The sequence below is a fragment of the Streptomyces sp. CB01373 genome (genome assembly GCF_002803075.1).
Classification (GTDB): domain Bacteria; phylum Actinomycetota; class Actinomycetes; order Streptomycetales; family Streptomycetaceae; genus Streptomyces.
In genome coordinates this window covers 1-14,167 of sequence record NZ_NNBK01000007.1, presented here as the reverse complement: position 1 = coordinate 14,167, position 14,167 = coordinate 1, and the positions used below count along the sequence as shown (strand labels likewise).

Sequence of the window (14,167 nt, the reverse complement as noted above, 5' to 3'; positions counted from 1 at the left end):
CCGTGGAAGCCGACCAGGTGCAGGGCGTTCGGCTCAATGCGTGCCGACTGCTTGCGGGTAGTGGAAGAAGCCGGTTGGGTCATACTTCCGCTTCACGTGGACCAGGCGGGGGTAGTTCGTGCCGTAGTAGGCCTGCCGCCAGTTCTTCAGTGTCGGGTCGGGAAAGTTTTGGTACGCCTGTTCGGGTGACTTGTCCGGGAAGATGTCGTCGTAGAACTGCTTGAGCCAGTGGAGATTGGCTTCGGCGACGCCGGGGAGGTCGGAGTCTGCCCACGTGGTCTCGGCGGCGAAGACGAAGAGGTCGTTTCGGTGTACGAACGCGGTCGCGTTCGGTGGTACCCGGTTGATCTCACCGCCGAGGGCGAACATTGCGAACCCGGCTCCGTCCTCGTTGCCGCTGCCAGGCCAGTCCAGCAGGTGCTTGGCTGCCGCGCTGACCTGCTGATCGGTCAGGAGTGTGCGGGAGTTCAGGATCGCCGATTTTGTGGCGAAGCGTTCGATTGGTGTGGTGGCGCTCAGCAGTACGCTCGCCTCACCGGGGGTGACCTGACGGACGGACGCGCTGTTGCGGGCGCGTTCCTCAGCCGTGCCGATCTCGAGTAGCGGGGCGAGGATGGCACGCAGTTCCTGGACAGTGCCGTAGTACTGGCCGATGGCGTTGACGTTGGCGTTCGCATGGATCTGTGTCCTGGTCATCCCGTGGGTCCCGATACCCAGACGCAGATGGAACCGCTTGTCGTTCACGGTGTCCTGGGCGATGTGCTGCACGGCGGCGATCACCGGCAGTACGGAGTCCAGACTCCAGCGAAGCTGGTAGAACCCCACGGTGCCCTCGAACTGCTCGTACCGGAAGGTGAACGAGGTGTTGACACCGAAGTTGTTGCCGGCTCCGCCGCGGCAGGCCCAGAACAGGTCGGGGTGCGAGTCCTTGCTGGCCTTGACCGCGCGTCCGTCGGCGAGCACGACGGTCGTGGCAACGAGCCGGTCGCAGGTCAGGCCGAACATCTTGTCGCTGAAGCCGATACCGCCGCCCAGCACCAGCCCCGCGACCCCGACGCTGGGGCAACGACCGGTCGGCACGAACATGCCGTGGTCCTCCAACAACGGATGCAGGTCGCCATTGGTGACCCCGGCCCCTACGGTGACGGTACCGGCGTCGTGCACGACCTTCATCGGCCCGTAGACCCGAGGGCGGGCACCGCCCGGCATCGGGGTGGAGACGATGCTCCTCATGCGGGCCATATTCAGCAGCAGGCCCGTGGTGGTCGAATACCCGGCGTAGTTGTGTCCCAGCCCGGAGCGCGGTACGGCGGGCAGCCCCGCCGCGCGAGCCCAGCGGATCGCCGCACACACGTCCCCGGTAGTCGCACAGACAACGATGCCGGCAGGCCGAATTCCGGCGTACCTGTGGTTGAACGGCAAGGCCAGCGACGGGTATACAGAGCCACCCGGCCGGTAGAGGGTGGCCCCAGGGGACAGAGCATCAGCCAACCGCTCCCAGTCCCGTCGGCCAACTCGCTCTGCTGCCTCAGCCACCGCAGCCGCACTCTCCGGTGCTTGAAGCCCCAGCGCCCCACCAACGGTGCCCAACACGCCTGCCCGCAGCACGTCCCGCCTGTCGATCACAGTGACCTACTCTCATGCAGCGGTCGCAGGCGCACCTGCGAACCCATCGACCAGTTCGTTGATCGTCGACCGGTGCCATCCCCGCCGGCTCCCCACCCGCCAAGCCCACCACACGAAAGGACGAGAGACGCACCGCCAAACAGCTCAGACACACGCCCAGAGGGCCGCCGTCCGGCCATCAGGGCCGACAAGACCGACGGTGCGCGCGCCGAGTACCTGGACGGCCCGTCCATCGCCGGCCTCGCCCGCGAGCGCGGCCATCCACAGATGCGCCAACTTCCCTTGGTCGAGCGGGCCATGGGTCGCCGGACGCTCGCCCTGCTGGGCACTCTCCACCATGTTCAGACCCGCACCGCCATACGCGGCCGTGGGGTCGGCCGTGCCCTCATGCATGAAGTGCGCAGGGTCGCCAAGGAAGAGATGGGCCTGGAACAACTGCACCTCGCCGCTCGCAGCGAGGTTGGCCTGGAGGACTTCTACGGGCGGATCGGCTGGAAGGAAGTCGGCCGGTGGCCGGGCGCCCTCCGACTCGCCGCAGGCGACGACCGCGACGAAATCCTCATCTGATCTCCTTTGGCAGTACTCGTCCCTCGCGGGCGGCCCGGAGGCGGACCTCCTTGCCGGGCCGCATCAGCGACAGCCGGGAGCCGCACACGTGGCCTGAGCCGACTGCCGGTCCGGGGCCGCCACCCTCCCGTCCGCCTCGCCAAGACCGGCTACCCCACCCCTCCGACAGCCGCACCGACTCACCCGGCATCCGCCGCAACGTCATCCAACGCGCCGACCACACTGAAGAGCGCTCCAATGGCTCCGACCCCACCGGCGGCTTTGATGCCGCCGAGTTCGCCCGGCGGCATCGACGCGGCGACGTGACCGCAGCCGTACGCCAGTGGCTCGTGGAAACCGGACGCATCCGTGCAGACGCACAGATCATCCACCTCGAAGTCCGCACCTGGCGCGCACCCTGACCTACCCGGCAGAGGCGCGCGGACGGTAGCAGGCGAGCTTGCCGCGCCCAGGACCAGCCCTGACAGAGAGGGTTGGACACATTGCGTCCTGCGTACGTCCCTGGCAAGCATGCGGCCAAAGCCGAGGCCGGATCAGCGAACCTGCTCAGTGAGTCGGCCCACGCGGCTCTGTGCTCACGGCTGGTCAGGTGCGAGATCATGCCCGGCGAGCGGCTCAGCGAGACGGAACTGCGCAGCAGTCTTGGGCTCGGCGCCTCGCCGGTACGGGAGGTGATCCGGCGACTGGAGTTCGAGCAACTCGTCGTGATCTTCCCGCGCAGCGGAACGTTCGCCACCGACATCGCGCTGAAGGACTCCCGCTCCGTCATGGAACTGAGGCTGCAGCTCGAGGGCCTGGCCGCCACCCTGGCCTGCACCCGCGGTTCCAAGGCGGAGAAGGACGACCTGGTCGCCCTCGCCGAGCGGCAGTTCGGCACCACCGACCTCCAGGAATGCATCGACCTGGAGGCGGCGTTCCACCGCAGCCTCTACCGGATGACGCGGAACGACTACCTGATCACCACCGCCGAGATCCACTTCAACCTCGCCCTGCGCCAGTGGTACTTCTGCTCCAAGGTGGTGCAGACCTCCGACTGGACCGGCGTCGACCACCGCCCGCTCGCCGCGGCCATCGCCGACGGCGACGCCGCCACCGCCGACGCGCACATCCGCGAGCACGTGCTGCACGACTCCCAGCAGGTCGTCACCATCCTTACCGACTACGGACTCTAGTGCCGCGGCAGGCAACGTTTGCCCGTGAAGGAGCGGCGTCCGGTGCGTGCTCTGGGGGTCCCCCCTGCTCGAAGAGCTTGGGGGAGTGCCAGCCGGAAGTCCTCGTACTGGATGTGCTTGGGCTTTCGGCCGGTGCGGCGAGTGGGGTCCCCCCTGCTCGAAGAGCTTGGGGGAGTGCCGGGCGTCGCGACGGGGCGAACGTTGCCTGTCGCGGCCCTAGGAAGGGACCCGCCCATGCGGGGCAGCGACGCCACCGTGCACTCCCTCTTCTCCCTCACTCGCCGGACCGCCCTGGTCACCGGCGCGGCCGGCGGCCTGGGCCTGGCCCAGGCCCTGGCACTCGGCAGGGCCGGAGCCCGGCTCATCGCCTCGGACGTCAGTCACGAGGCCGCCACCACCGCCTGCGAGAGCACGGCCTGGACTGCATCCCCCTCGCACTCGACGTCACCTCCAAGGCGAGCATCGACGCCGCCTTCGACACCCTGGAGGCCGACGGCGACAGCCCGGACATCCTCGTCAACAACGCGGGCGTCTCACTGCGCAACAGCGCCCTGGAGGCCACCCCGGAGGAGTTCGACACCACCCTCTCGCTCAAGCTCCGCGGCACCTACTTCACCGCGCAGCGCGCCGCCCGGGCCATGCGCCGGCGTGGACACGGCTGCATCATCAGCCTCGCCTCCATTGGCGGCCTGGTGGTGGACGGTGAACGTTCCTCGGTGTACGACGCCTCCAAGGCAGCCGTGGTCCACGTCACCAGGAACATGGCCTACGAGTGGGGCCCGCACGGCATCCGCGTCAACTCCATCGCCCCCGACTACATGCCCACCAACATGACCTCCGACCTGCTCCCCACCCCCGAGGCGGAGGAGCGGATCGTACGCGACCACATCCCCCTGAGCAGAGTCGGCGAGCCGAGCGACCCCAGCGGCGCGGTCGTCTTCCTGGCCGCCCAGGCGTCCTCCTACATCACCGGCCACACCCTGACCGTCGATGGCGGCTGGACCGCGGCGCTGTAGCAATCACCCCCACCCGCGACCGCCCCCAAGACCCGCCACACCCTCGGCCCGTGCAGCCGAACAACCCCCCAAGGCCGCCACAGGGCGGGGCGGGATCGCGTCGGTCACGCCCGGTGCATCGTCCTGGAGCCGGGTGGCGGCCTCGGTCAGGGCGAGGGCCACCCGCTCGCCGCACGGCAACTCGATCACCACACTCGCGTCACCAACCGCGGCATCCGCGAGCCGTCGCGTACCGGCCGTGCACCCGGCCAGATGCACTACCGCAATGCGGACAGTCCGCATCCGCCGAGCGGGCCCGCGCATGCATCGTGACCACCCCGGCCGCAGCTCGCTCCACCAAGTCGACGGGTTCCGCAGTCAGTTGGTGATCACCGAGTCCACGAGTGTCGACCAGAAATGACGGCGTTGCCGTGGGCGCGGCGAGAAATAGGAAGGCGGGTACCAGCGGGTCGCTGGCAGGATGTCCATGCTCAACACTCGACAAGGAAGGACCCGACGACCGTGGCTCGTGCCATCACTCTGATCCGCTCCGCCTCCCTGTCCGACGTCGCCGAGTACGCCTACGCGGCTACGGCGCCCGCCGACTCCCGCCTGATCTTCCTCGCCGGGGCGTGCCCCCTGAACGACGACGGCTCGACGGCGGCGATCGGGGACTACGCGGGTCAGGCGCTGAAAGCCGTCGAGAACATGCGAGCTGCTCTCGCTGCCGCTGGCGCGTCACTCCAGGACGTCATCAGTACAAGGGTTCTCGTCGCATCGGCCCGGCGGGAGGACCTGGTGTCTGCCTGGGAGGTAGTCCGGGACTCGTTCGCTGACCATGACGTCCCCAGCACCTTGATGGGCGTCACTGTCCTCGGCTATAAGGACCAACTCGTCGAGATTGAGGCCGTCGCCGCCGTGCTCGACTCTTGATGTCGCCTGCCGGTGGATCTCGCGCGCTCGCCACGAGCTGGTGGCGGTGCAGGAAGTCGGCGTGTCCCGTTTAGGGCAGGCTCAGCCGGGACCTGCGGTGGTCCGGGAAGCGATCGGCGTCTGGGTCGAGGAAGTCGATCAAGTCCATGAGCGCGACCTGAAGCCGCACGAGCCTGGGGTGCGGCCGTGTCCAGGAAGCCAGTTCGCGGATGCCGTCCGACAGCGGCTCGAACCACGAGGCGAAGTCAGCGTCGGTGTCCAGGCGCCGGCAGAACTCCGCGTAGCCTAGGCGCCGGTCGTTGCTGTTGCTGGTCACCAGCTCTCCGAGGGCCCGCTGGTTGCTCCGGAATACCCGGAAGTGGGGGTCGTCGTAGCCGTCGCTGTTGAGAACGTTACTGATGGCCGTCAGGTGTCGGACGACAGTCCGGGAGCTCTCACGGTTGCCCAGGTCCAGGAAGTGGATCTTGCGCCGCAGTAGCTCCACCTCACCGAAGTAGTCGGCCGCGACGTGCAGGGTGCTCCTGAGAGCGTAGGCGCGATCGCGCTCGTGGCCGTGTGCGTAGTAGAAGTTCAGGAACTCCCTGTCCACGATGTTGAAGAGTCGTGATTGGAAGTCATAAGCCGCCCACAGCAGTGGATCCCGGCGCTGACTCATCAGGTCCTGGTGCTCGGCGAGCTTCAGCTGCTCCGCGCCCTGTCGTTCCAGCTGCGCTGCGAGCAGCGTCTGTTTCCGGCTGAACCGGGAGCTGAGCAGGACGCTTGAAAGCGCGACCGCTCCGGAGAACGAGGCCACCACCAGCTCGGTGTTCATGGCGTGTGGACCTATCGCGTGCCGCGACTGGTTGGACAGGGCACGGCCAGGAGCGCCTCCGCTCGGGCTCCGTGGCCCGCGCGGCCGCTACGAGCGCACCGACGAGCAAGGCCTGGGCCTGCTGTTATGCGGATCGCCGCACCAGCCAAGATCAAGGCGCAGAACCTGCTGGGCCGTCAAGATCATTTGGCAAACGGTCAGGACGGCTGGGAGAAGAACGCCCTGGTGAAGGTGCTGTAGGGCGAGACGCGACGGGCCTCGGACAGAGAACCGTCCAGGGCCAACGTCCATACGTGTTCGCAGACTTGAGCGTGGGCCCGCCGCAGTACGGTCAGCGACGGCATTCCGCCCGCGTGTCCTACGGCCGCCCCGCGCACGACCATGGCAAGCCGGCGCGCCGACTCCGGTGCAGCGGCACGCCGCCCTCCACGTCCACTAGTAGCCGGCGATGCCAAGCGGCGTTGCTGATCCGCTCCATCGATGGCGGCCCAGCGATCCCGCCCGGGGCATCGGTGCTTTCTCCGGTGAGGCTGTCCGGGGCAAGGGAGGACAAGTGTGCAGGAACCCAACGCCGCGCAGCTCAGCCCCCGTCCACGACATAGCGCATGCGGACGCCGGGGCCGCAAGGCCATGTGCCAACTGCGGTCCGTCGCTGGGCGCGTAGGTGGTGAGGTTGCCGCTGACCAGCCAGGCGCCAGTGTCGGGATGGACGGGCACAATGCGGGCGGCTACGAACATCCCTTTGCTCAGTTTGCCAAGGGCACGCCGCCCCAGGTTGGAGTGGACCCGGTAGACGAGGTCATCGAGCAGGTTGTGCAGGACGGCGGCGCCTGCATCGGAGGCCTGTACCTCGAAGACTGCCTCCACCACATCGCGCCAGCCGAGCAGCATCGCCCGCTCGTCCTCCTGCAGCGGCGGCCTCCGCTGGGCCACAAACCGCTCGACAACGGTCGAGTCGTCCGCCAGCCGGTGCTGCAGAGCGAAGTGGTCGATGGTCTCGATGGCAGTCGTCTCGTCCAGGAAGCCGAACCGGTCCGCTGCCTCCTCGAGCCGGGCATCCAACCGCCGGGCAAAGCGCGGACTGTGCACGAAGGCCACCAGCTCGCTCTTGAGGTCCCCGCTGCGTGCCACCAGCTTGGCGACCTGGGGCACCAACGTGGGGGAATCGCTGTGTTCCACTACTTTTTCCTGCCTGCTCTTCCCGTGTGTTCCGCTCGCAAGCCGCCACCCTAGGGCAGCGCGCTCCGTGCCAGGACATACGTCAGAAGCCGGCCGGCCGCGGCCGCCCGTCGACGGTCCGGGCCTTCCTGGCCTGCGTCGCCGCCTTCGCCCGCGCGGTGCTGTTCTTCCACACCATCATCGCCACCTGAACAACCCACCGCGGCGCCTCACCAGGCGCCGCGGTCCCGGCGCGCCTCGCACAGCAGGCGGCTCCAGGTGCCTGGATGCACCGACGACCATGAGCAGCACGACGAGACATCGACGGGTCTGGCTATGCCCGACGTCGATCTCGGTCGGCGGCCACCAGAGTTCGCACTCCGCCCAGCAGCGACGGTAGATCGGGCCGCCCCCGGATCGTCGGGACCGGCCACAACCGCCGCGACATGCGGTGACGCCGATCCGCCACCACGGACGTTCCGCGTCACGCACTCGATGCGGTCGACGGGTCGGCCGGGAGGCACTCGACGGCTCGCGCATGCTCGGCTTCCGCGGGTGTGCTCGGCGGTGCGCTGTCGTCCAGGCACCTTTGCCCCAGCGAGGCCAAGGCCACCGCCCGGCACACGGCCACCTACACCCACAACGGCGCCCGGGCGTATGCCCTGTGCGATGGGATCGGCTCCAGCGACGAGGTACGCGTCTGGACCCGCACCGCCGCCCGCCGTATCGCGCGCGCCGCCGCACTCCTCGTCGATGCCGAGGCCGGCCTGCGGGCCGTCTACACCGCCTACGCCGACGAGCCGGGCGCCCTCGCGCCGACCTGGCCGGCCGCCATCGCCGAGACGGCACCAGAAGCGGCCGACCACCGCCGCCCCTCCGCAGCCATGCCCCTCGCACTCCCCGATCCCGTCGTCCTCCGCCATCAGCAGCCCTCCCCTCGCACCGTCGTGCGTCTACGAAGCGGTGCCCGTCCAAGTGACCGATGGGGAAGCGAGAATCTGACCGGCGTGCTCGAAGCAACAGTGCGTGGCCCCACTACGACCCCGGCCCCCAGACTGACCTGCGGACTCAACGCCCCAAGAGAACAACGGAGTCGGCCAGGCGGGCGCGCCTCCATGCCTTCACGCCCACAAGGCGTCCCCACCCAGGGTCGGAATGACAGCGCAGGCACGGGCGGTGGCCTCGCCCGTGCGGGTGACATGCCGTGCCGCCTCCACGCGCGGCGTGCCACCTCACCCGAACGCGTCCGCGCTTCGCACTTAGGGTGACGCCAGGAGGTGGCGGATGCGAGTGGGGTTGCACGCGCTCGGCATCGGTGACGGTGCCCGTCCGGAGGTCATCCGGGCGGTGGCCACAGCCGCGGAGACGCACGGCTTCGCCAGGCTCTGGTGCGGCGAGCACGTGGTGCTCGTGGATGCGCCAGTCTCCCGTTACCCCTACTCCGCGGACGGCCGGATCGCCGTGCCCGCGGACGCGGACTGGCTGGACCCGCTGCTCGCCCTGAGCTTCGCGGCGGCGGTCACCAGCCGGATCGGGCTCGCCAGCGGCGTGCTCCTGCTGCCTGAGCACAACCCGGTCGTGGTCGCCAAACAGGCCGCCACACTCGACGTGCTCTCAGCCGGGCGGTTCACCCTCGGTGTCGGGGTCGGCTGGTCGGCCGAGGAGTTCGCAGCGCTCGGAGTCCCCTTCGCCAGGCGAGGGCGGCGCACCGAGGAGTACCTCGCCGCGATGCGCACCCTCTGGACCGAGGACCCGGCCTCCTTCGCGGGGGAGTTCACCCGCTTCGACGCGATCCGCGTCAACCCGAAGCCGCTGCGCGGCGGTCGGCTCCCGGTCGTGGTCGGCGGCAACAGCGACGCCGCCCTGCGCCGCGCGGTCACGCTCGCCGACGGCTGGTACGGCTTCAACATTCCGGCGGCCGACGTCCGCTCGCGTGTCGCCATCCTCGCCGACGAGTGCGCCCGCCACGGTCGCGCCTTCGACGAACTCACGGTTGCCGTCGCGTTGAGCGACGGCGCACCGGAGTACCTGCCCGCCCTCGCTGCAGCGGGCGTCACAGAACTCGTGGTCGTCGGCGCACCCCCGCCCGCCCCCAACACGGCGACCACCTGGGTCGCGGAACTCGCCCGAACGTGGATTCACCGGAAGGACTGACCGGGGTCGGTCGGGGCACCTGCCCACATGTTTTCACGCCCGCAAGGCCTCCTCATGGCCAGGATGACTGACCTGCGCAACCGCCGCTCTGCGGCCGCACAGATGGTGGAGGCGAAAGCGGCGCCGGGTGGGTCCGCGCGCGCTGGTCTCATCTGCGGGGCGTGCGCAGCCGTGGCGTCGGGCGCTGCCTTGGCGGTGTGGAACTGACTGTGCCCGGGGTGCCCGGCGGGGTTCGGGCGCAGGATGCCGACGGCGTAGAACTCCAGAGTGCCGTTCACTCCTGCCGAGTGCGGGCGAATGCGGCTGGCATGGGGATCACGGAGTCGGGCGTGGCGGATGCTTCGACCTGTACCTACTCCTTGGAGGTGCCGACGGCTGCGCCTACGCTGTCGACCTGGGCAGGGCCGCGGATGCCCTGGCCGCAAAGGAACCCGGACGGGCCTGGCAGAAGCTGTCGGCAGGGGCCGGCGCCAAGGGGCACCGCTTCTGCGGCCACCTGGCCCTTGACGTTGCCCAGCTTCGTCGAGCCGGCCACCGAAAACCGGGGCGTTGTTCTTCGACCGCCTTCAGGACGGCGAAGGCGTCGGCCTTCCGGCAGGCTGCGGACTGGAAGAGTCGTCGGGGTGGAGTTTACCCTTGAACATGTCCAGAACGGTCAACTCGCCCCCATCCAGTGGTCGAGAGTGTCCTGCAGCAGGGCCTCGGCGTCGTCCGCGCTCAGCTCGCCCACGGCACGCAACGCGGCCTCGGCGCCCGCGGTGAACGCCCTGTGGTGGGCCTACACGGCCCACGCCCGGGTGGCGGGCGAGACACACGGCGAGTGCTGGACGGTGGCCCCCGGCAGGGTCAGGTAGCAGGCACCGGCAAGTCCGGCGAGGGTTGCCCGGCTGTTGGCGACGACCAGCTTCGACAGCGAGTCCTGGCAGGGACGGCAACCGGTCCAGCGGGCGCCGACCAACCGTGTCGCCAGATCGGCGTCGCTCTCCCAGCCGACCACGTACGGCATCATGCCGTCGATCAAATCCGTGTCAGTCATGGAATGATCGTGCAGGGTGCCGCTGGCCACCGACGCGTGGGACGCTTCCGTGCGCGCTGCTTCTTGCCGTGCTTGCTGACCACGAGTTCTCCTCGATGGCGTGCAGCGGTACCCATGACCCGTGCATGCGAGAACTTGATCAACGCGGGCGCTCGGGAGTTCATCGTCAACGACGTGCCCGTTGTCGCTTTTCACACTGATGCGCTGGGACGTACAGTCCTGGCACCTTCGCCTTAAAGTGTTCCCAGTCATGGGCTGAGGCCAGCTTCGGCCGGTGCGCGGCCGTTCACCAGCACCATAGCGGATAGCGGCAGCCGGGTGGACCTCAAGCACGGCGTGGGCGCGGGGGCGGCAGCGGAAAACGGCGGTCTGCGGTATGCCGTGTGGTGCAAACTTCACCCAGCCGTATTGTTGAGCCCGGGCGGACTCCATCGGCCAGGCCGGGCACCACGACGGGTCGATGTCCTCCAACACCGAGCCTGCCGAAGTCCATCCTCCTCTCATGGCGGGCGTCTGTCTGGGAGTGGGCAGGACACCCGGCTCACGAGTGCTTCGGCGACATCCGGGGGAGGTGGGTGTCGGCCTCAAAGCCTCCGCTCGAACATGGCCGACTGTGCGGGCAGTTGGAGTGTCTGTAGTACCGCGTCGACGGCTTCTCGCTGGTGGTCGTGGATGCGCGCCGGTTTCCTGTCGGTTGGGGCGGAGGGTGGGGTGCTCAGGTGGCGTTGTAGGCGAGCTCGGCGAGTCGGAGAGCTTCGTCCAGGCTCCTGTTGTCCTTGAGGTCGACGCTGACGCGGTACTCCCGGTGTTCGGTGGCGAGTGTACGAGCCGTGCTGATGTTCACGTCGCTGAGCTGCTCGTCGGTGTAGTTGAGCCTGAGGTTGATGGTGCTGAACTCGGGATAGACGTAGGCGAAGCCGCCGAAGGGGGATCCCTGCTTGCGCAGCCTGAGGTAGCGGCTGTAGTCCAGCGGAGTCCCGGGCTGGGCGTTCTTGCGCTTGATGCCGTGGACGGCGACGTTGTCCCGCTTGGTCGTCACCGCCAGGAAGCGGAGGAACAGCTGGCGGGTGGAGTTGTGCTGCAGCAGTGTCCGGACGGTGTCCTGGCCCTCGTCGGGCACTCCCGGGATGCGCGACGGAAGGCCTTCGCGGGCGGGGTCCATCCCTGCTGTGCGCACCACGGTGATGCTGCCGTTGGGGGACTGGGTCAGCTCGCGCAGTGCCTGGGAGGCGTCCAACTCCTCGGGTGCGCCTTCGAACTGGAATACGGTCAGCTTCATCGGATCTCACTCACTCTAGCTGTTCTTCAGAGATGCCAGCTCCTTCGTGAAAGTCTGTCAGCTATACGTAGCTATTAGTACTCCAGCTGTAGATCGTGATCTTGCTGGTCGGGTGGACGCGGAGACGGGTGCGGCCACCGTTGATCATCGTGAGTTGTGTGGACAAACGACAAGACGGTGGCCGCAGGCCACAGCATAGATCCCGTTCGCTGGCGGGAGGCGTTCGAGGAAGCCATGGGCCGGATCGCGGGCAGGTTCACCCGGTTCGAGCCCCGGTTGCGGGCTGGGCGGTTGGTGCTGGGCCTGCTGTCGGACCTGCCGCGCAAGAACTGCTGGACGATCGCGGAGTGGGCCGGGGAGAAGACCCCGCACGGCATGCAGCACCTGCTGTGCCGGGCCTCCTGGGACGCGGATGCGGTCCGTGATGACGTACGCGAATACGTCGTCGAGCACCTCCATGACGAGGCCGCGGTGCTGGTTGTCGACGAGACCGGTGACCTGAAGAAGGGCACCCGCACTGTCGGGGTCCAGCGTCAGTACACCGGTACTGCCGGTCGGATCGAGAATGCCCAGGTCGCCGTGTACCTCGTCTATGCAGGCGCCCGTGGCCACGCGGCGGTGGACCGGGAGCTGTACGTCCCGCGCTCCTGGACGTGCGACCCGGATCGCTGTCGGGCCGCGGGGCTGAGCGAGGACACCGTCTTCGCGACCAAGCCGGAACTGGCCCGCGTAATGATCGAACGTGCCTGGATGCCGGACACCGGGTCGACTGGGTGACCGGCGACGAGGTCTACGGCGGCAACCCGAAGCTGAGGTCCGCCCTGGAGGAACGCGGCCTGGGTTATGTGCTCGCGGTGGCCTGCTCGGCCGAAGTGACCACAGGCGCAGGCATGGCCCGCGCCGATGCCCTGGCCAAGAAGGTGCCCAAGCGCGCCTGGCAGAAGCTCTCGGCCGGACGCGGTGCGAAAGGACAGAGGTTCTACGACTGGGCGGTCGCCGACCTGTCCGACCCCCCCGGGTAGGCGCCAACTGCTGATCCGACGCAACCGCACCACCGGCGAACTCGCCTACTACCGCTGCTACTCACCCGAGCCAGTGCCGCTGGCCATCTTGGTGAAGGTCGCCGGATCCAGATGGCGGGTGGAGGAAACCTTCCAGTGCAAGAAAGGACTGGCCGGCCTCGATGAGCATCAGGTCCGCCACTACCCCACCTGGAGTCGCTGGGTCACCCTCGCCATGCTGGCCCACGCCTTTCTGGCCGTGGTCCGCGCCGAAGAACACGCCCGTCGGCCCACCCCCGACGGCCTGGTCCCGCTGTCCTGCAACGAGATCCAGCGCCTGTTCGTCACCCTTGTCTTCCAGCCTCTCCATGCCGCGGCCCACCGGCTCGGCTGGTCCGACTGGCGCCGCCGTCATCAGGAGCGATCACGCACCAGCCATTACCGGCGACAAGCCGCTGTCCTTTGAAAGGTGCTCCTGATCCTTTGCCAGGCGACTTTGGCCGACTGGAGCCTGGGGCGGATGGCTGCTGTCGTGTCTGTGATGATCGCTCTGAACTTTAAGGAGGACGCGGTGGACAGGCAGACAGATGGCTCCGAGGCAGACCGGCAGGGTGCGGACAGCGGCGGCATCCGGTTCCGGCCGGATGATGTGCTGCAGCTGGAGTGTCCGTTCACCGAGACCACGGTCACCGAGGTCTCTCGCTTCTACGTCTCTGTACGGTGGCCGTGGTTGGAAGTGGACTCACACGCGAAAAACATCAGGTGGAACGGCCAGAGGGCGCTTCCAACACCTGAGGCTCACGAGTGGGAGATCTTCCGAACTGAACCGGTGGAGGCCGCACTGAAGTCGCGCGACACCTGTCGGGTCGGAATCCCCCCGACCGTGGTGCACGTCCTGGCAGTCCATCACTTCGATCCGCCTCTGGTGACCGGGATGCTGCCGCGGCCTGCGTCCTACCTGGAAGTCCTGCGACAGGGCGAAACCCATGACCCCGAATCTGAGGACCAGGGCTACGCGCTCGACCCGGCGGGCGGTGAACCAATCCGCATTGAACTGCTCTTCCGCCCCTACGCCTTCCTCGAACCAGGCGATGAGGTCGCCGACCAGGACGGGCGCGTCTGGCGGTTCGACGCGGCCTGGGACTGGCACCCCTTCGACGAAGCGCAGCCCAGCGCCCCGGCCTGGCCACTTGCTCTGCTCTCCCGCAATGGCGAGCCCACACCCGAGGAGGCCGCCGCGGTCACCCGGGCGACCGCTGTCGGCAGCCACGCCGACGAACTGGAGCGGTGGACCGAACTCACTCTCGCGAGGCCAGCCACCCGTCAGCAGTGACCTTGCCGAGACCGAACACGATCAGGTGGCAAGGGGCCTCTAGCCTCGCGCTTTCATGAAGCGGGCTGTCCGGCAGGTGGTCACACAAACAGAAAGGGCCTC

The 14,167-nt window shown here is 68.3% G+C and carries 13 protein-coding genes and 2 pseudogenes; 8 read left to right on the top strand and 7 right to left on the bottom strand.

From position 1 onward, the window contains the following. Nucleotides 1-33 precede the first annotated feature (33 nt). Nucleotides 34-1,626, bottom strand: a complete 1,593-nt coding sequence (locus CG719_RS12230) for an FAD-binding oxidoreductase (protein ID WP_100568613.1) — start codon at nt 1,624-1,626, stop codon at nt 34-36. Nucleotides 1,627-1,770: 144 nt separating this feature from the next. After that, a complete protein-coding gene (locus CG719_RS35795) occupies nt 1,771-2,019 on the bottom strand; it encodes a hypothetical protein (RefSeq protein WP_199836633.1) in 249 nt (82 codons plus the stop codon). Between CG719_RS35795 and CG719_RS12225 the strand changes: the two are divergent. Further along, a pseudogene (locus tag CG719_RS12225) lies at nt 1,942-2,193 on the top strand (GNAT family N-acetyltransferase); the annotation flags it as partial. The gene CG719_RS35795 and the pseudogene CG719_RS12225 sit on opposite strands and share 78 nt — an antisense overlap. Nucleotides 2,194-2,372: 179 nt before the next feature. Here CG719_RS12225 and CG719_RS35355 read toward each other — a convergent pair. Beyond that, nucleotides 2,373-2,564 carry a hypothetical protein gene (locus CG719_RS35355; protein ID WP_159024851.1) on the bottom strand — a complete coding sequence of 64 codons (192 nt, stop codon included), beginning with the start codon at nt 2,562-2,564 and terminating at the stop codon, nt 2,373-2,375. 102 nt (nt 2,565-2,666) lie between these two features. Between CG719_RS35355 and CG719_RS12215 the strand changes: the two genes are divergently transcribed. The 3 genes from CG719_RS12215 to CG719_RS12200 all read left to right on the top strand — a co-directional run bounded on the left by CG719_RS12215 (nt 2,667) and on the right by CG719_RS12200 (nt 5,293). Next, nucleotides 2,667-3,365 carry a GntR family transcriptional regulator gene (locus tag CG719_RS12215; protein ID WP_100568612.1) on the top strand — a complete coding sequence of 233 codons (699 nt, stop codon included), beginning with the start codon at nt 2,667-2,669 and terminating at the stop codon, nt 3,363-3,365. Next, nucleotides 3,365-4,381 (top strand): SDR family NAD(P)-dependent oxidoreductase, encoded by a 1,017-nt coding sequence (locus CG719_RS12210; protein ID WP_234375533.1) that lies wholly within the window; start codon nt 3,365-3,367, stop codon nt 4,379-4,381. The genes CG719_RS12215 and CG719_RS12210 overlap by 1 nt, the downstream gene beginning before the upstream one ends. 501 nt (nt 4,382-4,882) lie before the next feature. After that, complete coding sequence (locus CG719_RS12200; RefSeq protein WP_100568610.1) at nt 4,883-5,293, top strand: RidA family protein; 411 nt, start codon at nt 4,883-4,885, stop codon at nt 5,291-5,293. Nucleotides 5,294-5,363: 70 nt separating this feature from the next. On the opposite strand, the gene CG719_RS12195 is transcribed toward CG719_RS12200, so the two are convergent. Continuing rightward, nucleotides 5,364-6,104 (bottom strand): hypothetical protein, encoded by a 741-nt coding sequence (locus tag CG719_RS12195; RefSeq protein WP_100568609.1) that lies wholly within the window; start codon nt 6,102-6,104, stop codon nt 5,364-5,366. A 435-nt stretch (nt 6,105-6,539) separates the two neighbouring features. Further along, the gene (locus tag CG719_RS12190) at nt 6,540-7,283 is read right to left on the bottom strand and encodes a hypothetical protein (protein WP_199836614.1); all 744 of its coding nucleotides are present in this window, start codon (nt 7,281-7,283) and stop codon (nt 6,540-6,542) included. A 26-nt stretch (nt 7,284-7,309) separates the two neighbouring features. On the opposite strand from CG719_RS12190, the gene CG719_RS35350 reads away from it, so the two are divergent. Beyond that, a complete protein-coding gene (locus CG719_RS35350; RefSeq protein ID WP_159024848.1) occupies nt 7,310-7,474 on the top strand; it encodes a hypothetical protein in 165 nt (54 codons plus the stop codon). Between the two features lie 1,072 nt (nt 7,475-8,546). Then, nucleotides 8,547-9,416 carry an LLM class F420-dependent oxidoreductase gene (locus tag CG719_RS12180; protein ID WP_100568608.1) on the top strand — a complete coding sequence of 290 codons (870 nt, stop codon included), beginning with the start codon at nt 8,547-8,549 and terminating at the stop codon, nt 9,414-9,416. A gap of 778 nt (nt 9,417-10,194) precedes the next feature. Here CG719_RS12180 and CG719_RS12170 read toward each other — a convergent pair. Next, nucleotides 10,195-10,452 carry a hypothetical protein gene (locus CG719_RS12170; protein ID WP_159024847.1) on the bottom strand — a complete coding sequence of 86 codons (258 nt, stop codon included), beginning with the start codon at nt 10,450-10,452 and terminating at the stop codon, nt 10,195-10,197. Between the two features lie 715 nt (nt 10,453-11,167). Next, the gene (locus tag CG719_RS12165) at nt 11,168-11,731 is read right to left on the bottom strand and encodes a hypothetical protein (RefSeq protein ID WP_100568605.1); all 564 of its coding nucleotides are present in this window, start codon (nt 11,729-11,731) and stop codon (nt 11,168-11,170) included. 234 nt (nt 11,732-11,965) lie between these two features. Between CG719_RS12165 and CG719_RS12160 the strand changes: the two are divergent. Both CG719_RS12160 and CG719_RS12155 read left to right on the top strand, forming a co-directional pair. After that, nucleotides 11,966-13,198, top strand: a pseudogene (locus CG719_RS12160) (IS701 family transposase). Nucleotides 13,199-13,201: 3 nt separating this feature from the next. Beyond that, entirely contained in the window at nt 13,202-14,065 is an 864-nt protein-coding gene (locus CG719_RS12155; RefSeq protein WP_234375532.1) for a hypothetical protein, read from the top strand. The last annotated feature ends 102 nt before the right edge of the window (nt 14,066-14,167 follow it).